The sequence below is a fragment of the Peribacillus sp. FSL E2-0159 genome, from assembly GCF_038643155.1.
In the GTDB taxonomy this organism is placed as follows: Bacteria; Bacillota; Bacilli; order Bacillales; family DSM-1321; genus Peribacillus; species Peribacillus simplex.
In genome coordinates this window covers 2,175,536-2,199,147 of sequence record NZ_CP152053.1, presented here as the reverse complement: position 1 = coordinate 2,199,147, position 23,612 = coordinate 2,175,536, and the positions used below count along the sequence as shown (strand labels likewise).

Here is a 23,612-nt window from a genome sequence, read left to right as displayed (position 1 = left end):
GATTTCAGATGAAGAAAAAGTGGCAATTGTGGATTGGTGGTAAGTGGCGGGAGGCTAAATCATATGAGCCATTATATAATCCCCATTCAAACGAAGAAATTGCACAAATCGGACAGGCTGAACCAGCGGATGCCATTGAAGCGATTGTTGAGGCAAATTCAGCTTTTCAGAAATACCGATCCTACCCGGCTCATGCACGAGCAGAAATATTATTTAAAGCTGCAGCAATCATGGAAAAACGCAGTGAAGAACTTGCGAAAATCATTTCTCTAGAGGCGGCGAAAACGATTCGAAATGCTCGTGAAGAAATGAATCGTACGGTTCAGACCTATCGTTTTGCTGCAGAAGCATCAAAGAACAATTATGGAGAACAGATCCCGATGGATGCGGCAGTGGGTGGGGTAAACCGTTTTGGCTTCACGGTTCGTACCCCGATTGGCGTCGTTACAGCAATTACCCCATTTAACTTTCCATTTAATCTGGTCGCCCATAAAGTTGGTCCAGCTATTGCCGCTGGAAATTCGATTGTGTTAAAACCTGCCGAACAAACCCCGTTGAGTGCACTGGTTCTTGCCGATATTTTTAAAGAAGCAGGGCTGCCAGATGGAGTATTGAACATCATACCGGGCAAAGGGGATGTATTAAGTGAAGCCTTGACGACACATCCACATGTAAAAAAAGTGACTTTCACAGGCAGTGTAGAGGTCGGACACCTTATCCAGCAGCAGGCTGGCTTCCGTAAGCTTACCCTTGAACTCGGATCCAATTCGCCTTTCATCATTGATGAAGGAGTCGACATCGAAAAAATTATTCAAAGAAGTGTGATGGGTTCATTTACGAATAATGGGCAGGTGTGTATCTCGATTCAACGAATTTATGTCCACAAGTCACTATACCAACAATTTTTAGATCGATTCGTAAGTACAACAAAACAGCTAGTCATCGGTTCCCCACTCGAGGAAAATACAAATATAACAGCGGTTATTTCAAAAAAATCATTGGAACGGTTACAAAGTTGGATTGACGAGGCAGTACAGGAAGGAGCAAAAATTGAGTGCGGCGGTACAGTGGAAGGCAATGTACTTTTGCCTACCGTCTTAACCAATGTAAATCGTGACTCAAAGGTATTTCGTTTCGAAGTATTTGGTCCAATTGTCTGCATTTTCCCGTTCGATACGCTGGATGATGCCATCAATGATGCAAATGATTCGCGTTACGGATTGAACTCAGGAGTGATGACACCGAGTATAGAACGAGCTTTTTATGCCGCGGAACGCTTGGAAACAGGTGGAGTCGTAATCAATGATATCCCAACTTATCGGATTGATAATATGCCTTATGGCGGCTGGAAGGACAGCGGTGTTGGCCGAGAAGGGGTCAAATATGCGATGCATGAAATGATGGAGCAGAAGTTTATCAGCTTTAAAATAAGTGACAAATGAACATAGGTAAAATTATAAACCCGGAGTATATGAGACGGCGATATCTTAAAGATTTCGTCTTCTTGTTTTTTTGTAAATAAATGTTCTTATTGTAGCCTTTGTTCTTATTATTAATGGGCACAATCATTTCCTCATTTCATCATCACTTCTATACATAAGCGATTTTTTAATAACTAAAAACTGTTTTTTTGTTTTCTCTTTCAAAATGCCTCTTAGTTACTACTGATGTACTCTAGTGGAAAAAAATAAAAAGCCACCATATACGGCAGCTTTCACCAATTACTTTAATTCTTCAATTATTTCAGCACCATAAGAGTTGTCGATTATGCAACGCCATGTACCCGTGGAATCCTTTTTAAATACATATGTCGCGGTTCTTTCCATAGAGAATTCGGAATCTTCCTTTTGATTGGCACTTAACTGGGCTTTTGCCACAACCAATGCTGTATCACCCGTTTCGATTATTACCATCTTTTCTTGATTGACGATTAAACTATGATTAAAGTATTCAGCGATAGCAATGAATGCCCGACGAATTTCCTCTTTCCCTTTTGCGAATGTTCCAGGTTTGACAACTAAAGTCGCATCTTCTGAATAGAACTCCATTAAATGATCGAAATCCTCATTATTTATTGCCCTGTCCGCATTTTTAATGACTTGTTCCAGCTCATGATTCTGCATATTCACCATCCTATTCAGCTTCTCTTAATTAGACCGCTCTTTTACTAATTGATGTTCGACTGCCATGATGGGGTTTCCTGCCCAATGAGAAAAATAAACAAAGTACAGACCAAAGTAAGAATGAAATACAATGGTGCCATTCCAGCTATGATCGAGTTTCAACTCTCTACGCAAACCGTCCAATATCAGTAAACTTGTCTAAACATCCTGCATTTATAGCTTCATGATAGCTGACATAATTTAAAATCCTAAGGCTGGAGTAAACCTATAAATTAATCAAACTCCTTAAATTTCCTTTTTGATTCAGACTTACATCATCAGACTCCTCATCAAGGTGGGTTTGGCTTTCGGTTGCTTTATTTTGACCATAGTATTTTCCTATGTATGTAGCAGTTTCTTAATCCAAAGAAGCTAAAACTAACTGGTATATTCGTCTCCCTGCCTTTAACTCAATTGGCACACGATTTGAATTGTAAAGTTCTAATGTAATATGTCCCTCAAAACTGGGATCAACCCATCCAGCATTTTGAATAAACAGACCTAACCTTCCAATAGAGCTTCTGCCCTCAACGAAAGCAGACATGTTATTTGGTAACTTAATAACTTCTATGGTTGTTCCTAATACAAAAGCTCGAGGCGGAATAATAATATGATCTTTATAATTTTCTTTATAAGCAGCTGGTTTGTCCAGTGAAATAAAGAGGGTGGAGTATTCATCAATCGCCAAGAAATGATTTCCGATCCGTAAATCAATAGAAGCTGGTTGTAGTTGGGATTTTTTTAGTGGTTCAAGATAAGCTCTTGCTCCTTTATTTTCTTTAAGATTGTTGACACTAAAAAGATGGCCAATAAATATTGAGTGACTGCTCAATATTTATTGGCTCCAGGCAAGGATTTTCTATCCTAGTTTTCCACTTGCCTCTACAATTTGATTAAGAAACTGTTCAACCTCTTCCTGACTTTTTCCAAGTTTACTTACAAAGCGGTTCAGTTCCTTCCCTTCTTTAAAAGCAATAAAGCTTGGGATTCCGTACACATCCAGCTTCTCTAATACCTCTGGAAAATGTTCACGATTTACTGCAATCATATCTACTCTTTCTCTATACGCTTCTTCCAAGATGGGCATAAATAAATCGGTATGCTGACAGTCTGGGCAATATTCGGCATAGAATTTGGCCATAACTGGTTTTGTTGATAAAATCGCCTCTTCAAACTCTTGTTTTGTTTTAATCTCTTTCATTATTAATATCCTCCCCATATTTGGTTCTCATTGATAGATTGATTGTTTCCACTACATAATTCACTTGCATCAAGATATTTTTCGCAATCCAGAGCAGCCATACAACCACTTCCCGCAGCTGTAATGGCTTGGCGGTATTTATGGTCTTGAACATCCCCGCAGGCAAATACACCTGGGATATTCGTTTCGGTTGTACCAGGATTCACCATGATATATCCCATATCGTCAGTTTTGATTTGATTGTCTAAAAATGCTGTGTTCGGTTTGTGCCCAATGGCAATGAAAATACCATCAGTTTCCAGAACTTCCTCTTTTCCTGTTTCACTGTTTTTTACTTTCAAGCCAGTAACGTGTCGATCCCCTGCGATCACTTTTTCAGGAATGGAATTTAAGCTCCACGTAATTTTTGGATTCCTTTTTGCACGGTCTTGCATAATTTGGGAAGCGCGAAGCTCCTTTCTGCGGTGGACAACCTGAACCTCCGAAGCAAACTTCGTTAAAAAATTTGCCTCTTCCATAGCAGAATCTCCGCCCCCGACAACGATAATTTTCTTTCCTCTAAAGAAAAATCCATCGCATGTTGCACAAGTGCTTACCCCACGCCCAATATTTTCTCTTTCCCCTGGAATCTCCAAAAGTTTCGCTGAAGCTCCCGTTGAAATGATTAAAGATTGCGTTTTAAGCTCCCCTATTCCTTCCACCGTTAAGGTAAAAGGGGTATTGGAAAAGTCACCTTTTTTAACCCAGCCTCTTTTAAACTTTGCTCCAAAAAACTCAGCTTGCTTTCGCATGTTCTGCATCAACTCTCGTCCCATAATCCCTTCAGGAAAACCAGGGAAATTCTCGACAGCTGTTGTCAATGTCAATTGTCCCCCTGGTTCAGGCCCTTCAATGACCAAAGGACTTATGTTAGCACGTGCTAAATAGATTGCTGCGGTTAACCCAGCAGGTCCAGTCCCTAGAATAACGGCTTTATACATCGCTTACCTCCTTATCTCTTAGTCATGAATATTAATTTGCAATATTCGTGCCAATCTTTAATCCCTTGCAAAATCACTATTTTTTCAGCCTCTTATAGGTTAATCATTCCTATTTCCTATCACGTTTGAGAAAATTTTTTTCAATAACAAGAAAACATGTACCAACACAAATTTCAAACGGTCGATTAAAAGCCAAGAAAGCTTTAAAGGTAAGATACAAGATAGTTGTTGTAACTACTTGAACAATATTTACAAATCCAGTGGCACCATAAACTAAATCGAATAATGGGACAAAGAAGGCTAGAAAGACATATAGGAAATAGGCATACATCTGCGAACAATAGATTGCGTTGGATTTCCACGGAATAACTGATGCGATATTACGCGAAAGATTTTCTGGGCCAAATTATTATTTTTAAAGACATTTTTCATAAGGGAACCCGCTACAATTGAAGTTATTAACATCGATGAGCCAATCATATTTGTGATTAATGCGATTACCATTGTAGCTAGTGTTCTAAATGTAGAGCCGAGGGTTCGTTTGACTAATGACTCCACTAAAGAACTAATAATCCCAGATTGTTCCAGAATCCCCATTACACACATGGCTAAAAGGACAACAAAGAATGAGCTCATTAAACTGTAAAGCCCGCCTCTACTTAGTATGTAAGGACAGACCGGACCACACTTTCACTATTTAATCGATTCTAAGCAGGGGAGTATTCAACCCGCTTTTCTTTAGCAAGATATAGCCCCTCTTCGTCTAAAGGGGTGAATACCCGAAATTTTCTCAATTGCTTTCCATAAACATGGATCGTGATAGCTGGTTTATTACCTACCCCCTCCAAGATATGACAGTCTGCTGGAGGCAGTAGCTTTCCTGTATTCTGCTCGTTTACAATGATGGTATCAGTATGCTGTAACTTAACAATATTGCCCCCAGAAAATTCCTCTAATCGTATATAATTAGTCACTTTAACCTTACCCGCGACAACTCCTTCTGCTCCCCATGAATCATCGTGATCATGAAGAGTGGTCTTCTGGCCGGGCTTCCAGACTAGCGTGATCACTTCGAAACGATCCTCTGGGTCACAATACAACAGATGCCGCGAGTACCCTTCCTCACTTGGTCTTCTTTTCTCAGAAGGAAGCCATGATTGGGATTGAATTAATTTACCAACTAACCTTTCTGCTTCCACAACACATTCGTTATCATTCTGACTCCGTTCCACCATAACCGTCATATCTTGAACAAAATTTTTGAAATCATATTCATTCGTGTGATCCATTTTAATTCCTCCCCAATATTCTTATGTTTTACTTTCCTGTATGGGAAAGTTGCTTGACTGCTTGTTCTAACTGAAGTAAAGCTTTTTCCATATTAGAGCGGGGACATGCGATATTCACTCTCATAAAGCCTTCTCTCCCTAGACCAAAAATGTGACCTTCATTCAAGGCCAATCTTGCTTTTTGCAGCATAAACTGATCTAATTCTTCCATACTAAATCCAAGTTCCCGGAAATCCAGCCATAGCAGGTAAGTCCTTCCGGTTCGACAAGTTTGATTTTAGGGATATGATTTTTCAAATACGATTGAACAAAATCAACATTTCCTTTTAAAAAATCAATAAGCTAATCCAGCCAGCATTCTTCCCCGAATCGGTAGGCACTTTCCAAAGCTGCTATACCAAACGGGGTTGCCCAGCCAATCGCCATACTGTTGATTTCACGATTATAGCGTTCTCTCAAATCACGATTTGGAATAATAACAATAGATGTTTGTTCTCCCCAAATATTGAAAGTCTTACTTGGAGAAAAACAAGTGATGGTTTGTTTAGCTAGTGCTTCTGAAATAGAGGCGATTGGTATGTGTTTATATTCGTTGTAGACGAGATCAAAATGAATTTCGTCCGAAACAATCAAAATATTATTTTTAAGACAGATTTCCCCAAGACGTGTGAGCTCTTCTCGTGTCCAGACCCTTCCCACCGGATTATGAGGGCTGCAAAGGATTAACACTTTAACGGAAGAATCAATCTGAGCCTCTAAATCTGCAAAATCCATCGTGTATCGTTCCGTACTGTTTTTCGATTCCCAAGTTTGAAAATATTTTCTTAATTATTCAAAAAAAGATTGCAATTGAAATTTGCAATCCTATGGTAAGTTATAAGATTCTGTCGTTCTAACCTGCGGGAAAGTGGCGAGTAACGAGTTTTCCATTCTTCCGCAGCTTGGGGGTACCGGCCCTTACCTATGAACAAAGTCTATTTAAAAATTGTAATGTCCGTTCATGCCCTGTATGTTCAAAAATTTGTTGAGGTGTTCCTTCTTCAACGATTACACCTTTATCAATAAATACGACTTTATCCGCTGCTTCACGCGCAAAATTCATTTCATGTGTCACTACAACCATGGTCATTCCTTCTTTAGCAAGTTCTTTCATGACCTTTAGAACCTCACCAACTAACTCAGGATCTAACGCGGAAGTAGGTTCATCAAAAAGCAGAACTTCAGGTTCCATAGCCATCGCCCGTGCAATTCCTACACGTTGTTGTTGTCCACCGGATAGCTGGGATGGATAGTGGTTCGCCCGTTCCGATAATCCTACCTTTTTCAGCAATTGAAGAGCCTTCGTACGAGAGGCTTCCTTGTCTTGTTTACGAACGTAAACAAGACCTTCCATAACATTTTCAAGTGCAGTCATATGAGGGAACAAATTGTAACCTTGGAAAACCATACCCGTTTGTTGACGGAACTTAATCACCTTATCTTTTGGGACTGGTTTTTTATCCTGAAAATCCAAAGAAAACTTTCCAAGCTTAATGGTCCCTTTTGTAGGCGTTTCCAATAAATTCAGGCAACGCAACAAGGTTGTTTTCCCTGAACCCGATGGCCCAATAATACAAACTGTATTGCCTTCCTCAATTTTTAGATCGATTCCCTTTAAAACCTCTGTTTGTCCAAATTGTTTATGCAGGTTCTTTATTTCAATCATGTATATTTCCCCCTATCAAATTAGCCCGTCACATAACGATCGAGTCGTTTTTCCATCTGTCCTTGTGCATTCGAAAGAACGGTACTGAAAATCAAATAAATAAATCCTGCTAGACAATAGAGTACCAATGGTTCATAGGTTGTTGCGGTAATTTGCTGAGCAACTCTAAACATTTCAGTCACCGTAATGGTAGCAGCCAACGATGTATCCTTTACCAAGCTAATAAAGCTGTTTGCCAAAGGCGGGACAGATACCCTTGTTGCCTGAGGGAGAATAATTCTTTTTAATGCCTGCGGATAGCTCATCCCAATAGAATAAGCCGCCTCCCATTGACCTTTGGAAATGGAGAGTATAGCCGCACGAATAATCTCTGAGTTGTAGGCGCCAACACTAAGCGTAAAACCGATAATCGCAGCAGGAAGGGGGCTAATCGTAATGCCTATACTCGGAAGGCCATAGAAAATGATAAACAACTGAACAAGCAGCGGTGTTCCCCTAATCACCCATACATAAAATCTTGCAACAGCGTCTAGGAGTTTAATTCCCGAGATTCGAGCTAATGCCGTAAGTAAAGCAAGAAGGAGTCCCAGTAAAAAGGATACTAATGTCAAGGGAACCGTAAACGCAACCCCAGCTTTTAACATCGGGAAAAAGGAATTTACAATGATGTCAACAATTTGGTCCATTCTTTCATCAGCAAACATGTAGAACCCTCCCTATTTTGATACATCTTTTCCAAAATATTTTTGTGAAATACTTAAATATTTACCATCCTTCATCATGTCGGAAAGCGCTTTATTTACGGCCTCTACCAATTCTTTATTCTCTTTTCTCATCATGACCCCCATTTTTGCCGGATCATCAAGTTCTGCGACAGATTTAACCGGTGCATCAGGTTTTTGCTTTTTGAAATCTAGGTAGGATAGTCCGTCATTTACAACCGCATCCGCACGTTTTGAAAGTAATAAATCAATGGATTGATTAAAACCTTCTACTCCAACGATCTCAGCACCATAAGATGCTGCTATATCTTTATAGTTACTAGTTAAAGTCTGAGCTGATTTTTTTCCTTTCAAATCTTCAAAAGATTTAATCGTATTATTTTCCTTGTGAACAATTAAGAAAGGTTTTGACATAATATACGGCACTGAAAAATCGTATTTTTTCTGGCGGTCAGGAGTAATTCCTACATTATTAGCAATAATATCGAACCGCTTTGAATCGAGTCCTGCGAACATACCGTCCCATTGGGTTTCAATGAATTCTGGTTTCACACCAAGTCTTTTTGCTACTTCTTCCGCGATTTCAACATCAAAACCGGTTAACTTCCCTGAAGAATCATGGTAGCTAAAAGGTGCAAAGGTTCCTTCTGTTCCAATTTTAATGATCCCACTCGATTTAATTTGCTCTAGCATATCCCTGCTCTCATCTGCCTGTTTGTCTGGTTGACTTGCTGCCTGATCCTTTCCGCATGCAGATAATACAAGTGCTACAAGTATCGAAAAAGCGATGATGATGAAACTCTTTTTCATAAATAATTCCCCCCTCTGTATAAATAGTGTCATAATTTTCAGTTTAATCATTCTATCTGTTTAGAGCCAAAAAGGTAAATACCTTATAAAAGGTGGTTCTGTCCATTTGGAATTTTATTTACAATTAAACCTGTGCGACAACAACAAAATTGCTCATTAAGGGACGGCTTTTCCTTCAATCTTTCGAAGCCAGATATACGCTGGTTTCTATAATACAGCCCTCAAATAACGGCTAATTTGTAAAGTTTTTCGCTTGCTTTTTGTTTCAATTTGTACAAGAACATGTAGGCAAAAAACAATAAACGCGATAAATAGTTGATTTTGAATCGTACATTCACTTTGACCGTAGAACTTTTTGATGCTGAGATGTTTTTTAATCCCTTTGAAAAACAATTCAATGGCCCAGCGTGATTTGTTGAAATTTCGTCTGCACTTAAATCAAACCGATTGGTGATTAAATTGAGCTCATTACCTTTTGAATCCAAGACCTTTAAAAGGCGAAAATAATTTTCAGCACGGTTTTGTGTCGTACCAATCAACACCATTTGATCCGATAAAACAGATGTATTTTTAGGAAGTTTAAAGTTGAAAACTTCACGTATTACAGGGTTTTTCCGGAGCCTTAAAAGAAAGAAGTAGCCATCATCGGTCATTCAGTCAAAACGTTCATAATCTAGGTAACCACGGTCAAAGACATACATGCATTTTTTGTCATCTACCATGATTTCAAGCTGGCCGCCGTCATGTTCTTTGGCAGTTGTCATAACGGCTTTTTCAGGATAGGAAATTCCTTTTACCATAAACACAAGACGCAGATGCAACTTCACTCCCGCCTTTGTTTTGCGGATTTCTGCCCATTTATGATTCGTCAAATTGAGTGGCAAAGTGCTTGAATCGATGATTTTTAATGGCATCACAAAATGATAAAATTGAATATTTTGAATATTTTTAATAAATAATTCAAATTAATACAACACTAGTGTTCCCCCCTATATAAAAATGGACGATTTGCAGATTTCCAGTTTCATTATTCTGTATCATTCTAATATTCTTTAAATTTTGTCTATATTTTTCAAATGGACTCCACCTCCTCCTTTTCGTTATCATATTATGCAAGAGTTGTGCCAAAATAAAATCCTTGTTAATTCAACATCCCTACTATCGAACTAGTTGAAAAATTCCCATTTACGCGACGAATATAGTGATAACCTGCCGCTCCGTACTGTTTTTCGGTTCCTAATTTCGGAAAAAATATTTCCAAATATGCGAAATATCCCCACGTAGACGAAAAAAAATTGCAAATAAAATTTGCAATCTTAGGTAAAGTGAATCAAACTTTTAAATTGTATCGTTTTAGCTTACGATAAAGTGTCGATAAACTAATTTTTGATTCTTCCGCTACTTTTTCCTTACCTTTTCGATCTTGACCACCTAAGAAGAAACTTTGGATAATGGATTTTTCATATTCGACCACCATCTCATCTAAACTTAACCCTCTGGTATGAATAGGAGCTTGAAATTGGTACAAATAATCCGGAAGATCATGAAAGCCAAGTACATCCGATTCTGCCATATTCACCATATACTCCACAACATTTTCTAACTGTCTAATATTCCCTGGCCAATCATATTGGATTAGCCATTGATCTAATTGTGGATCCATAGTTAATTACGACGACTTAAGTTCGAACAATACTTACAAATGAAGTACTAGAGAAAGAAGGGAATGTCGTCCCTCCTCTCCTTCAATAACTTTGTATACAGCGGGATAACATTGATTCGATAATATAAATCCTTACGGAATGTACCGTTTTGAACCATTTCTTCTAAATTACGATGTGTTGCTTTATCACACGAATATTTACAGGCAGTGATTTGTTTCCTCCCACTCTTTCAATCTCTTTTTCCTGTAATACCCTAAGAAGTTTAGGCTGCAGGGATATAGGGTATATGTCCTTCTTCTGTTACCTCTTTCGCTACTTGTTGCATTTCTTTCATCAAGTCTGTCCCATTCGGCACAACCTTGACTTTTTCAGCGCCCAGTATATAAAATCTCTTAAATATGAATTAATTTGCATATTCATGCCAGCATTATTATTCCTTTAACCGCAATGTAATTGACAAACCCTCCAGCCGTACAGTTATTCTAATGCCATTTCGAGATCCTTCCATATATCTTCTACATCTTCAATTCCAACTGAAAAACGAACGAGTCCATCATAAAGACCCGCTTTTTCTCTTTCTTCTTTAGGGATTATCGCATGTGTCATCGAAGCTGGATGTTGAATTAATGTACCTACATCTCCTAGGGAAACTGCTAAAGTACTCAATTTTACAGAATTCATAACTTTAACACCTGTTTCGTATCCACCCTTCAAGACAAAAGAAATCATTGCTCCAGGACCTTTCATTTGTTTCTCCATGATATTTTTATCTTCAAAACTTGCTAGCCCTGGAAAATAAACCTTCTCTATAGCCTTATGTTTTTCCAAGCGTTCAGCCAAAATTTGTGCATTTTCTTGTGAGCGGTCCATGCGAATGTGCAATGTACGTATCCCTTGAAAGAGAAGCCAGGCATCCATAGGGGACAAATTTGCTCCCATAGTCTTCTGCACTTCTTTTCTCATCGGATCAATAATTTCCTTGCTGGAAATCACTAGTCCGCCAATAAGATATCCATGACCCGACAAATATTTCGTTGCACTGTGGACAACAATATCAATGCCGCATAGAATAGGATTTTGTAAATATGGGGACAAAAACGTATTATCAACAATAGTCAAGATTCCCTTTTGCTTAGCGATCGTCGCTACACTCTTCATATCCACTAAGGAAAGCGTGGGATTAGAAGGAGTTTCAAAGTAGACCACTTTCGTTCTATCTGTAATGTGTGGTTCAAGCTCTTCCCCTGTCTTAAACGGTACAAATGTTACATCAATTCCAAATTTCTTTACTGTTTTGGATAGAAATGCGTGCGTCGCCCCATACAACGCTGTGTGTGCAACAACGTGATCTCCTGCCTGCAAAACACTCAAAAGGCAGCCAGTTATGGCAGCCATTCCAGATGAGAAAGCCAAACAACCTTCACCAAATTCCAATGCCGTTACCTTCTCTTCCAGTTCTCTTACATTTGGATTTCCCAGGCGTGAATACATAAATCCTGGATCTTCTCCTGCGAAGCGTTGTGCTCCTACTTCTGCATTATCAAAAACAAATGTTGAAGTCATATAAACAGGTGAGATGTGTGAGCCATGCCCTGGATCTTTATTTACTTTTACTAGCTTTGATGAATAGTTCATTATTATTATGCCTCCTAATTTTAGTAATCTGAAATGCTGCCTTTTTTATTTCTTCCCATTAGTTGTATGAAAATCTTTATATGCAAAAATTATGCCAATTCTGTAAACCCTTATAAAATCTACAGTTTTAATATTAAAATTCTTTATTTATTTTCATTTTTGGCAAGGTGCAATGCAAAACATAGTAATTATCGAAATTACCAATTTAGCAATATTGATAATATTTTTCTAAAATTGAAAAGAATTTAGCTGCCCTTCTAACTTCTTGGTATTTCTTTTTGCAGACAAGTCACTGTTCCTTCTCCTGCACTACCTAAGAAAAGGAACCCTGCTCAAATATCAGCATGGTCCATTGTTATTATTCTGTATTAAAAAAAACTACTCGCCTTTTGCATTAATGCGGGCTGCCTAATAATTTGCCCACTGCATAGATTTTTTCAAGAAGGCTCTTATCTAAAATATGGTTGCCTTTTTTGATTCGCTGATAAACTTTCGAAATCCGCTAATAAACTATCTAATTACTTTAAAGAAGTGAATTAAACCCTTATATCGTACTTTTTTGGAGTTTGAACGTAGTTAAAAACAACGATCAATGCGAATACAGCCTTCAAAAATATTAAGAATGTCTATCAATTAGAAGATCAACTAGGAAAAATGCCATTTTGATATAAAATAAACAATTCCGGTTCTGGTGTAAAATTTAAAGACACTTACAATTAATCTTTAAATCTTAGACATATTGATACTAATACTCTAAAAAAGGACGTAATCATTATGGAAAAGCAAAATCTATTTAAATGGAAACATTATATCAGCGTTTCAGCATAGCGCATATTTAGAACTTGCTCTTTCCGATTTAGAACAAAAAGGTATTACAAAAGAGCAAGTTTTTGTTGCACCCTTAAATAAGAATATAGAGAGGTTTCATAAAGAAGGTGCCAGTAAATACGAATTGGCTTTTATACTAGGTACAATTTTTATGTTACTTGGTAGCATTTATGGATTTATTTTCGTTTGGGGACCAATTATTTGGGCCTTAATAGGTCTTATAATGGAGCATTCCCTGGAATCGTTAATTTCTTCATATTTAAAAGGCAAGAATGGTTTAAAAAGGAACCCAGTGGACGTTGTTATGATTGTTGAATGTCAAAGTTATCATTAAAACGGTAGTTGAAAAATTTTTATATTTAGATATCATTTAGATCAAATTGACTTTTAAATTTGAAAATCTCATCAACAGCTTTGTGATACCCACTCGATTTTGAAAGGATTCCCTAATATTTGCAACAGCTTTTTTGAAAGATAGGTGGTTTAACACATGATCTACGGTTTCAAGTAGTTGATTTGGAGTCAAGCTTTGCATTTGTAATTTAATTCCGGCTCCGATATTGGAAACTTTTTTGGTTGTGGGATTACAATAAGCGGAACCCCGTAATAGATACCTTCATGGGTGCTGTTCATTCCTCCATGTGTAATAAATAATTTAGTGTATTTCAGCACCTCAGTTTGTGGAACATAATTTTTTTACAATGAAGTTTTTAGGAATCTCCCCTAAATCAGATATTTGATCTTTTTGCCCAATAGACATGCCAAGGTTATAATCAGTGTTCCCAAATGCCTTAAAACAAAGCTTATAGAAATCAATTGCTTGGTTAAAGACCGTACCCAGTGAAATGTAAATTTTCCACTGTAAAAATAGCGTTTATTCATTATCCGATATTTCAATCCTTTTAACATCGCCTACAATGAAGATGTATGATAAAGCTCCAATTAAGGCAACTACACCTACGAAAACAATGGCCCCATTGAATGAATTAGTTGCGCTCAAAATTATTCCAATGACGATAGGCGTAACAATTGCTGATAAGTTTCCTGCAAAATTAAATATCCCGCCCGCTAAGCCTACTAGCTCTTTTGGAGCCATATCTGAAACCAGAGTCCATGTTATGGCTGACATTCCTTGTGAAAAGAATGCGAACGACATAACCGCGATAACCAAAGCAATAGACGTTGTATAGTTGGCTAGTATAATTGTACAAGCACCCAACAATCCAAGGATAATTGGGGTTTTTCGTGCAACACCAACGGATACTCCACGTTTTACCATTTTATCAGACCAAAAACCACCTACAAGCACACCAATCCCTGCAGCAATGTATGGAATAGAACCAACAAAGCCAGCTTTTAGCAAAGTAATCCCTTTTTCTTGAACAAGATAGCTTGGAAACCACGTGAGAAAGAAGTAAAGAGTTGATGCAACGGCAAACTGGCCAATATAGATACCCCAGAATTGACGATGCTTAAAAAGATGCCGTGCCTTTGACCAATTGATTTTTTGACCTTGACTAGCGCTATCGGCTAGTCCACCTCCTTCACGTATATAATCCATTTCTTCCTTGTTAATATACTTACTGTCCTTCGGATCCTTGTAAAACTTGTACCAAACTAAAGCAAAAATTAATCCAATTATACCTGTCACGATAAAGATTGAATGCCAGCCGAAAGAGGACAATAGCCAAAATAGAAAAGGAGTTGCGATTGCTAACCCTACATATTCACCTGCTGTGTAAACCCCAGTAGCTAGTGCGCGTTCACGTTGTGGAAACCAAGAGGCGACAACACGACTATTTGCAGGAAAGGCAGGTGATTCTGCAAATCCAAGGCCAAGACGCAGTCCGAATAAGGTCCCAAAGTTTTTGGCAAATCCTTGTAGAAGAGTAAAAAGTGAAAACAATAAAAGAGATATACCATATACCACCCGAGGGCCAAAACGATCGGTTAGCCATCCTCCGGGAACTTGCATGAACGCGTACGTCCAACCAAAGGCGGAAAGAATTAGCCCTAACATAGCTGGATCTAACCCCAAATCATCTTGAATAGCAGAAGCGGCGACTGCCATGTTTGTACGGTCAAGATAGTTTATTGCAGTTCCAAAAAACAAAAGGGAAAGAATCATAAATCTAGCACGAGATGGTTTTCTATGTTTAATGGATATAGACACATTTTCATTTTCTACCTTCATTGGATTGCTCATAGTTAATCCTCCTTAAGATTTTCTTTTTTTAAAACCTGAAGTCTTCCCTTCTGCTGGATGATCCTATAATCTCATTTTTGGGTCATAACGCTCTTGAACTAAATCTAATCAATTAATAGAGTAAGGATCTTATTATAATGGATCAAATTTACTGGTGATTTTATAATTAATTTAGGGCGCTCAAATAAAACGCTTACATCTCTAGAAAAGAAACAGTTTATTATTCTTTTCTACAACCTTGAGCCTAGCTAATAAGGACACCAATCATCAATTTTAAATTTAATAAATTCATCTTGGATTACAGAAGAAGCTACTGCCATGTTGAGTTATAGCCAATAAGAAAGCTATTTATAGTTTTAATATTTATCCAAATTTACTATAGCTTTACACATTTATTTTATTTCTCATTGGCTGATAATGCATGATAATTTAACTAAAATTATCCCTTTTCACCACAATTTTGTTAAAAATAAAATAGAAAGCTGAGAATAACAACCCAACTGTGTTGCAGATAGCCCTAATTCTTGCTGAAGAGTGGAACCTGCCACTCCAGGTTCTCTCGGTCCATATAGTTGATAGTGGTCGCACACAACCATTTTACATTTCCCCAGAGCTGTGATTAAAACACAATTATAATGAAAAGCCACCAAATACGGCAGCTTTCACTAATTACTTCAATTGTTCAATTAATTCAGCATCATAAGAGTTGTCAATTATGCAGCGCAATGTACCCGTGGAATCCTTTTTAAATCCATTTGTCGCGGTTCTTTCCATAGAGAATTCGGAATCGTCCAAAATCATTTAAATAAAAGTTGAATTTCCACCATTGATCTTCATCTAAAATACCAAAAGAATCAATATGTCAGTTGTTGTTTCCATTGTTCTAATGAGGCAAGCAAGTTAGGCATTCCTTCCTGACCGAAATATTCCAGAGAAACAAAGCCTGTATAATTGCGCTTTCTCAATTCTTCGAGTAAGCAAATATTGTCAACATCCCCACTAAAAATGGGTGCTGGTTTGTTTTTATAACGCTCTTTATGACTGTAGTGATAATTTTTTAAATGTACATGGCTGACATGGTGGAAAATGGATTCCAATACCTCTTTCGGATTCAATTGATCAACGTATAAGTTAGCACCATCGAAAATCAGTTTTATCCGTGGATGGTCGATATCTTCTAAAAGCTTATGAATGGCTTCGAGGTTATCAGCAAAGGAGTCATAGTGAATTTCTATTGCAACATCCACTCCATAGAGATCTGCCATTTGCCCTAATTTATTTAATTCGGTTGCCGTTTCCGACCATTGCTCTGGTGAGGCATTCCTTGATGCTATATGTCCTGCAAAAGTCCGTATTAATGGGCAGTTTAATTGATGAGCCATATCTAACAATTTTCTTGCTTGATTGATTTCGTTTTGATGTTCTTTTTGGTTCCAGAGTTTCGAAAAAGTCGTATATCCACTAATGGAAGGTATTTGTAAATCATTGGTTTCAAGTAATTTGGCTAATTTGTCCAGTGGTCCGTGCTTCTCCTGAAATCGTTCTATATGTTTATTCCATAATTCAAGTCCTTTAACATCCGCTTGCAACGGAAGCAGCCAATTTATTATTTCCTCTATGTCCCATTCTTTAAATCCTGTTGTGCATAAACTCAGTTTCAATGAAATTCCGCCTTTCTCCTTTTTATTTTTATCATTCAGTGATTTCAATACGCTGGACTTTTCCGAGAAGAAAGATATAAGCAAAAGCACCAATTAGGGCCACTACGGATATGAAGGTTAGCGCTGCTGTATAAGAATGTGTCGCACTAATGATTAAACCGACGATTAACGGAGATAACGCCCCGCCAATGTTAGCTACAAAATATAGTGAAGAACCCGTTAGGCCTACCATCCCTTTCGGGGCAATATCAGCTAAAAGGGCACCGGTAACCGTTGATGCCATCCCCTGTCCGAAGAATGCTATTGCCATAAAGGTGATGACTATGTTTGGTGAATCCGTATAATTCCCCCCGAGAATCAAACAAGAAAGTAACAATCCGACAATAATGGGCAGTTTCCGTGCCATTCCGGTTGATAACCCGCGTATTATCATCCAATCGGAACATCGGCCGCCAATCAGAGTTCCTAGTATCGCTACTATGTATGGGATACTTGCATAAATTCCGGTTTTTAACATCGTCATTCCCTTTTCATCAATCAAATAGGAGGGAAACCAAGTCATAAAGAAAAACAAAGTAGTTTGAATGGAAAATTGCCCGATGAACATCCCCCAAATTTGACGGTGTTTAAGCAGTTGGCCAATCCGTTTCCAGGAGAAAGGGTGCTTCTCTTCGGTACCGATCATCCCTCCGCCTTCTTTGATATAGTTTAGCTCCTGCTGAGAAATACGCTTATGTTCCCTTGGATTCCGATAGAATCCATACCAAACCAATCCAATAAGAATCCCTATAATTCCGGCGATATAAAAAAGGTAATTCCAGCCAAAGGTTATGATGATCCAAGTAAAAACTGGAGTCAGGAAGGCTAACCCAATATATTGGGTACCCGTATAAATCCCTACCGCAGTGGCACGTTCTTTTTTAGGAAACCACTCGGATACACACCAGGCATTAGTAGGTATGGAGGGAGATTCAAATGCACCCAGTCCTATGCGATATGTAATCAGTGACGATATACTTTTTGCGGTTCCTACCATGAATGTAAATACAGACCAAAAAATGAGGGAAACCGTGTATACCTTTCTAGGACCAAATCTATCAAGAAAGTAGCCGCTAAATAACATGGAGAAGGTATAACTCCAGCCAAATACGGAAAATATGATTCCCATTAATGCCGGATCTATTTGTAAATCGGCTTGTATATTCGGAGCCGCAAGCGAAATGATTGCACGGTCGATGTAATTTATACAAGTGACTAAAGCAATTAAAAATAGGATAAACCATCGAACAGTTTTCTGTTTGCCTTTTTTTGATCTGTCCGTTACCAGTTCCTGTGTTCGATCTTCTATTATTGCCTTTAATTCTGAGCTCAATATTTTCCCCCTAACCTAATGCCCAACATTAGTACATCGTTCTACTAATTTTATTGAATTTTCATAAAAGCTTGTATGTTTCCTGCAATTACTTATCAATCTGAGTTTAATATTTTCAAGAGCAGCCTATAGGAACATTGATAGTAGATCCCTTTGTTGCAAAGTTAAGCAACTTGGGGATTGTTTTTTGAATTGTGAATCATTTCTTCAGATAGTTACAGTCTTCTCTGATTCTACCTCTTCATTATCCTCCTTGACTACCCTGTCAAAAGATCCATATTTTTCTTGGACCAGAATATAACCGATCGCTGCGATGATACTTGGCAGGGCAAATGTAGCAAAAGCCACCTTTGGATTCATGCCTGTTGACAGAAGAAAGGCAATTAAAGTAGGAGCGATAATTGAGCCAATCCTGCCTATAGCTTGCGAATAGCCCATACCCGTCGTACGGATTTCACGGGGGTAATATTCTGTGATGTACGGATTGGCTAAGTTCATGGCACCCACAGTACAGGCACCCCCCACAAATATCAGTATATATACTCCGACGGTATTAGTCGTAGCACTCAATGCGACAAAGGTAACGGCCCCTATTAAGAATAGTGTAACAAGAATATTACGATGTCCCATTTTCCCAGCATAATAACCTCCTACTAAGGAACCTCCAATTTGACCAAGGCATAAAACCAGATTAAATGAAAGGCTTGAGGTGATACTGAATCCGGAATCCTGCATCATTTTTGGAAGCCATGTATTTAATCCATAAGCCATCATCAATGTACAGAACACAGCCACCCATATGGAAATCGTACTGAATGCCCGTTTGTTCGTAAATAGTTTTTTTACTGGAGATCCTTTCCCCCTATGTACAGCTTCACTAAGCCTGAAATCATCTGTTTCTTTAAAATCCCCTTCTGGTTTGACTTTATTGAGGATTTCAACAACCTTACTAATTTCCTTCTTTACTAAATAGTAGGAAAGGGATTCAGGAAACTGCTTCATGAATATTGGAAGTGTAAGTAATGGCAGAATTCCAATAAAGTACAATACACGCCAATCCGTATAAGGAATGATATACATTCCCACTAATGATGCCATGATTCCACCGATTGAATAGCCACAATACATCGCAGCTACAATGATGGCACGATTTTGTTTTGGGGAGTATTCAGTCATTAGCGATATAACATTCGGCATCAAGGCTCCCATGCCAATTGCTGCAATGAAACGCATGACGGTGAACCACGTGAGGTTAGGTGCAATCCCTGCCCCCAAGGTAAATACGCTGAACAAAATCATACAAATAACGAGAACATTTTTCCGGCCATATTTATCTGCAATCGGTGCTAAAATCAGGGCACCTATCATCATGCCGAATAAGGAGTAACTGCCGACTGCCCCTGCCTGAATGGAAGTTAAACCCCACTCTTCCATCATCCAAGGCAAACCCACACCATACATCGCAATATCATACCCGTCGAAAGCGATGGCATAAAAACACCAAAGAAAAACAAGTAAATGAAAGCGGTTAAATTTACTGGCAGCAATAATATCCGAAGCAACTACACTACGCATGTTCCGCCTCCCATCTTTTTAAAAATATCTGTTTAGAATGTATTTTCCGAGTTCCAATATATTGAAACTCGGAAAATATCGGAAAAATCAGATAACAAAGAGTGAAATTGTTTCTTTAGCAAACTACTTTCATTTCAGTACCCACTTAGGCACTTTCGTTGGATTAATAGTTATATTTACTACCCTTTTTGCCGAGAATTTTTGCCTGCGTATTCTTAGGGATGATTAGTTTTTCACGACAGCTTTATTGAAAACTGGTTTGTCTTGTAATCTAAGTTCAAAATCTAAATGAGCCGTATAATAATCATTTTTCAATCCTTTTTCTGCACCGGAATGTTTATCTAACTTCGTAATTAAGCTTCCACGAACACCTTGTGCAACATCATTTTCTAAATATTTATCGCCTTCAAAATATATTTGTGTTACTAATCTATCGCCATATTCCGGTTGGAACAATAGATGCAAATGTGCTGGACGAAATGAATGATGATCAATCCACTTTAAGAACTGACCAGAAGGCCCATCTGTTGGAATTGAATAATTACCCGGTACAACTGTTTTAATTTCAAAATTACCATTCGCATCCGTATAAAAAACACCACGTAAATTATCATCTGGAATACCTTCGGCGAAGTATGAGTATTCACCATTTGTATCAGCCTGCCACATATCGATTTTAGTATTTGCCAACGGATTTCCATTAACATCTTTCACTGATCCTGAAAAGAATAGGGCGTCACCTGGTTCATTTTCACGTTGTGGCAGCACACCAGGATTTTGAACGACTGGCGTATTTTCAATGTAATATGGTCCTAGAATAGTAGGTTCAGTTCCTTTTACACTTTTATACATTTCTTGAAGAGCATGAGTTTCAAAGAAAACATCCATAAACAATGGAATTTCCCCTGCCCTGCCTAATTGATCCATCCAATCAACAAGAGCTTGATAGTCATTATGATCAATTTCGTGTTCACTAACTAATTCCTTGAATTTAACTACCAATCCATTATAAACGTCGATTACTTTTTGATTCTTCATAATAATTCCCCCAATTTTTATAAGTTTTTATATCAGTTTATTTTCAATAATGGTACTGATTCCCAATCCACCTGCTATACATAATGTGATTAGCCCATATCTTTTTCCGGTTCTTTCTAGCTCATGTATCAATTTGGTTGCCAAAATTGCTCCAGTGGCACCAATTGGATGGCCCATGGCAATGGCACCGCCGTTAGGATTCACCTTATTCATATCAAGCTTCAATTCTTTAATTACTGCCAATGCTTGTGCAGAAAAGGCTTCGTTCAGTTCTATTAAATCAATATCATTCAGTTTCAGCCCTGACATTTGAAGCGCTTTCAAGGTAGAGTTGACAGGCCCCAGCCCCATAAAATTCGGTGATACGCCAGCAGCCGCTTGAGCAATCACTCTTGCTTTTGGCTTTTTACCACGCCTTTTTGCTGCTTCTTCCGACATAAGTATCAGAGCGGATGCACCATCATTTCTTCCACTACTATTTCCTGCGGTTACAGTTCCATTTTTTTTGAACACCGGTTTTAAACTAGCCAACTTTTCCAGACTGGTTTCTCTTGGGTGCTCATCCACATTAAATTCGATTAACCCCTTTTTCGTTTTAATTTGATAGGGAACGATTTCTTTCGTAAATATTTCAGTAGAAATTGCCCGTCTTGCATTTTCTTGGCTCCTTAAAGCAAATTCATCTTGTTCAGTCCTTGAAATGGAATATTTTTCAGCCAGATTTTCGGCTGTCATTCCCATCGTTAACATACCGTAATCTTCAATGGGCTGTGAACCTGGCTGGCTTTCCGTATTCGGGTCCAATAACTGTCCATTGCCTGATTTCAACCCAAAACGGATATTTCTCATATAGTATGGAGCCGTGCTCATTGATTCCGCTCCACCTGCAATGATTACATCTCCGAATCCGCACTGTATTTGTTGACTTCCAGAATTGATCGCCTGGATGCCGGATCCGCATTGTCGGTGAACGGTATAACCTGGTACTTCCACAGGAAAACCTGCTCGGAGCGATGCAACTCTTGCCAAATTTGACGCGTCTGAACTTTGTTTGGCTTGTCCCATAATCACTTCATCAATACTCTCTTTAGGAATGTCCGCTCTCTTGATCACTTCATCAAGGACAGCAGCTGCCAGGAAATCGGCAGGAACATTTTCCAATGCTCCCCCTAATTTCCCGATAGCGGTGCGAACCGAGTCTATAATAACTACATTGCTCAATTTTCTACCCCCTGCTATTTTTATTTCTTTCTTCTAAACTATCCTTATATCTTTGGTGAGCTATTTTCAAGGCAACAATCACCGACTGCTGCGATGGAGCTAAAAAGTCCGTTTTAATATTCTCTATTAAGGAATCAATATCTTTACTAAAATCAAAACCAACTATCATTCGCTTAAAAAAATCCTGGGCCAAAGTTGTTAAAAACGTAAATTCTGCATTAATGATAATGTGACTTTCCTTGTGGATTTCAAGTACCATCCCAGCGTATTTATAATTTTCATACATGCTCGTATTTTGCGGTGCCTTCGCATAGGCTGTGATTAATAATGTTGGCTGTCCCATAAAAAACTACATCCTCTCAAGATTACTTGCATAAACTAGTGGGTGTTCCATAATCCCCTCTCCAGTTTATATTAATTAAAGACCTCTTGAAAAATGTTTTACTTTTTCCATATCTATCTCCATGCCAAATCCTGGGCCATCCGGGATGATTATTTCATAATTCTCATATTTAATTTGGTTTAGGGTAATATTTTCTTTGAAAAGTAATGGTCCAAATAATTCAGTACCGAATTCGAATTTTGGAATGGTTGAATAAAGTTGTGCACAAATGGCGGTTCCTAATGATGATTCAATCATCGTTCCGCCATACAAACCAAAACCAACACCTTCAGCAATTGCAGCAACCTTTTTCGTTTGGGTCATTCCACCATGTTTACATATTTTCAAGGCGAAGGAATTACCTGCTCTATGTTTAGCTATTTGGAATGAATCTTGTAAAGTATTCAATGATTCATCGGCCATGATCGGGACCTTAAAACGTTCGGTCAATCTTGACATCCCCTCATTATCCCAAGCTGGCAGCGGCTGTTCGACCATGGAAACCCCACCTTCCTGTAAAGCTTCAATGCAATACGTAGCCGTTGTTTCATCCCATGCTTGATTAACATCAACCGTAATGCGTGCTTGAGCTCCTACGGCTTCAATAATTTTCAATACATGCTCCACATTCTTATATGGATTACCTTTGCCAATTTTCAATTTGAAGATATTATGACGTTTTTGGTGTAAGGATTCCTTCGCTTCTTCGATATCTTTATTCGTATCACCACTTGCCAAAGTCCATGCCACTGGCAATGATTTATGAATTTGTCCACCGAATAATTCATAAGCAGGGATGTTTCTCCTTCTAGCTACTAAATCCACCATGGCTGATTCAACGACAGCCTTCGCAAAATTATTTCCTCTAACATTTAGTGAAACTTCATGCATGATTTTGTCATAATGGACGGGGTTTTTACCAATGATAAGTGGGGCGATATATGTATCAATATTCACCTTTATCGCCTCAGGTGTCCCCTCACCATATGAAGCCCCGCCTATTGTCGCCACCTCTGCCCAACCTTCCGCACCCTCTTCATCCATGACACGGGCAAGAATGATCGTTTGTTCCACGATGGTATGCATGGCAAGCTGATGAGGACGAATTGTGGGTAAATCAATAATGTATACATCGACTGAACGTATTTTCATTTAATCCAC

At 38.4% G+C, this 23,612-nt stretch carries 21 protein-coding genes and 3 pseudogenes; 1 reads left to right on the top strand and 23 read right to left on the bottom strand.

Annotated features, from left to right (window positions below):
* Window positions 1–8 precede the first annotated feature (8 nt).
* Window positions 9–1,442 (top strand): aldehyde dehydrogenase family protein, encoded by a 1,434-nt coding sequence (locus NYE63_RS10840; protein ID WP_342605122.1) that lies wholly within the window; start codon window positions 9–11, stop codon window positions 1,440–1,442.
* Between the two features lie 279 nt (window positions 1,443–1,721).
* Here the strand turns inward: NYE63_RS10840 and NYE63_RS10835 are convergent, their stop codons facing one another.
* From NYE63_RS10835 to NYE63_RS10725, 23 genes and pseudogenes are all read right to left on the bottom strand, one after another.
* A complete protein-coding gene (locus NYE63_RS10835) occupies window positions 1,722–2,123 on the bottom strand; it encodes an SgcJ/EcaC family oxidoreductase (protein ID WP_342605121.1) in 402 nt (133 codons plus the stop codon).
* A 397-nt stretch (window positions 2,124–2,520) separates the two neighbouring features.
* Window positions 2,521–2,994 (bottom strand): dCTP deaminase, encoded by a 474-nt coding sequence (gene dcd / locus NYE63_RS10830; RefSeq protein WP_342605120.1) that lies wholly within the window; start codon window positions 2,992–2,994, stop codon window positions 2,521–2,523.
* 27 nt (window positions 2,995–3,021) lie between these two features.
* Window positions 3,022–3,363, bottom strand: a complete 342-nt coding sequence (locus NYE63_RS10825) for a thioredoxin family protein (RefSeq protein ID WP_342605119.1) — start codon at window positions 3,361–3,363, stop codon at window positions 3,022–3,024.
* Between the two features lie 2 nt (window positions 3,364–3,365).
* Complete coding sequence (gene trxB / locus NYE63_RS10820; RefSeq protein ID WP_342605118.1) at window positions 3,366–4,343, bottom strand: thioredoxin-disulfide reductase; 978 nt, start codon at window positions 4,341–4,343, stop codon at window positions 3,366–3,368.
* A 707-nt stretch (window positions 4,344–5,050) separates the two neighbouring features.
* Window positions 5,051–5,632: a cysteine dioxygenase family protein gene (locus NYE63_RS10815; protein ID WP_342605117.1), complete on the bottom strand. Its 582-nt coding sequence runs from the start codon at window positions 5,630–5,632 to the stop codon at window positions 5,051–5,053.
* A gap of 28 nt (window positions 5,633–5,660) precedes the next feature.
* Window positions 5,661–5,843, bottom strand: a complete 183-nt coding sequence (locus NYE63_RS10810; RefSeq protein WP_342605116.1) for a hypothetical protein — start codon at window positions 5,841–5,843, stop codon at window positions 5,661–5,663.
* Between the two features lie 131 nt (window positions 5,844–5,974).
* Window positions 5,975–6,406, bottom strand: a complete 432-nt coding sequence (locus tag NYE63_RS10805; protein ID WP_342605115.1) for an aminotransferase class I/II-fold pyridoxal phosphate-dependent enzyme — start codon at window positions 6,404–6,406, stop codon at window positions 5,975–5,977.
* A 187-nt stretch (window positions 6,407–6,593) separates the two neighbouring features.
* Window positions 6,594–7,337, bottom strand: a complete 744-nt coding sequence (locus tag NYE63_RS10800; protein ID WP_342605114.1) for an amino acid ABC transporter ATP-binding protein — start codon at window positions 7,335–7,337, stop codon at window positions 6,594–6,596.
* 20 nt (window positions 7,338–7,357) lie between these two features.
* A complete protein-coding gene (locus NYE63_RS10795; protein ID WP_076370548.1) occupies window positions 7,358–8,041 on the bottom strand; it encodes an amino acid ABC transporter permease in 684 nt (227 codons plus the stop codon).
* Between the two features lie 12 nt (window positions 8,042–8,053).
* Window positions 8,054–8,869: an amino acid ABC transporter substrate-binding protein gene (locus NYE63_RS10790; protein WP_342605113.1), complete on the bottom strand. Its 816-nt coding sequence runs from the start codon at window positions 8,867–8,869 to the stop codon at window positions 8,054–8,056.
* Between the two features lie 207 nt (window positions 8,870–9,076).
* Window positions 9,077–9,786 (bottom strand): annotated as a pseudogene (locus NYE63_RS10785) (IS4 family transposase); the annotation flags it as partial.
* A 413-nt stretch (window positions 9,787–10,199) separates the two neighbouring features.
* On the bottom strand, window positions 10,200–10,532 hold the full coding sequence (locus NYE63_RS10780; protein WP_342605112.1) for a hypothetical protein: 333 nt from the start codon (window positions 10,530–10,532) through the stop codon (window positions 10,200–10,202).
* Window positions 10,533–10,804: 272 nt separating this feature from the next.
* Window positions 10,805–10,921 (bottom strand): annotated as a pseudogene (locus tag NYE63_RS10775) (D-cysteine desulfhydrase); the annotation flags it as partial.
* An 89-nt stretch (window positions 10,922–11,010) separates the two neighbouring features.
* Complete coding sequence (locus tag NYE63_RS10770; RefSeq protein WP_342605111.1) at window positions 11,011–12,168, bottom strand: aminotransferase class I/II-fold pyridoxal phosphate-dependent enzyme; 1,158 nt, start codon at window positions 12,166–12,168, stop codon at window positions 11,011–11,013.
* A gap of 1,187 nt (window positions 12,169–13,355) precedes the next feature.
* Window positions 13,356–13,849: pseudogene (locus NYE63_RS10765) on the bottom strand (nucleotide disphospho-sugar-binding domain-containing protein); the annotation flags it as partial.
* Between the two features lie 21 nt (window positions 13,850–13,870).
* Window positions 13,871–15,190: an MFS transporter gene (locus NYE63_RS10760; protein WP_342605731.1), complete on the bottom strand. Its 1,320-nt coding sequence runs from the start codon at window positions 15,188–15,190 to the stop codon at window positions 13,871–13,873.
* 866 nt (window positions 15,191–16,056) lie between these two features.
* Complete coding sequence (locus NYE63_RS10755) at window positions 16,057–16,863, bottom strand: sugar phosphate isomerase/epimerase family protein (RefSeq protein WP_342605110.1); 807 nt, start codon at window positions 16,861–16,863, stop codon at window positions 16,057–16,059.
* A 31-nt stretch (window positions 16,864–16,894) separates the two neighbouring features.
* Window positions 16,895–18,235, bottom strand: a complete 1,341-nt coding sequence (locus tag NYE63_RS10750; protein ID WP_342605109.1) for an MFS transporter — start codon at window positions 18,233–18,235, stop codon at window positions 16,895–16,897.
* A gap of 207 nt (window positions 18,236–18,442) precedes the next feature.
* A complete protein-coding gene (locus NYE63_RS10745) occupies window positions 18,443–19,810 on the bottom strand; it encodes an MFS transporter (protein ID WP_342605108.1) in 1,368 nt (455 codons plus the stop codon).
* Window positions 19,811–20,035: 225 nt separating this feature from the next.
* On the bottom strand, window positions 20,036–20,848 hold the full coding sequence (locus NYE63_RS10740; RefSeq protein ID WP_342605107.1) for a dioxygenase: 813 nt from the start codon (window positions 20,846–20,848) through the stop codon (window positions 20,036–20,038).
* A gap of 27 nt (window positions 20,849–20,875) precedes the next feature.
* A complete protein-coding gene (locus NYE63_RS10735) occupies window positions 20,876–22,069 on the bottom strand; it encodes a thiolase family protein (RefSeq protein WP_342605106.1) in 1,194 nt (397 codons plus the stop codon).
* 4 nt (window positions 22,070–22,073) lie between these two features.
* Complete coding sequence (locus NYE63_RS10730; RefSeq protein ID WP_063236054.1) at window positions 22,074–22,412, bottom strand: DUF3870 domain-containing protein; 339 nt, start codon at window positions 22,410–22,412, stop codon at window positions 22,074–22,076.
* A 75-nt stretch (window positions 22,413–22,487) separates the two neighbouring features.
* Window positions 22,488–23,603 (bottom strand): muconate cycloisomerase family protein, encoded by a 1,116-nt coding sequence (locus tag NYE63_RS10725; RefSeq protein WP_063236055.1) that lies wholly within the window; start codon window positions 23,601–23,603, stop codon window positions 22,488–22,490.
* Between the last annotated feature and the right edge of the window lie 9 nt (window positions 23,604–23,612).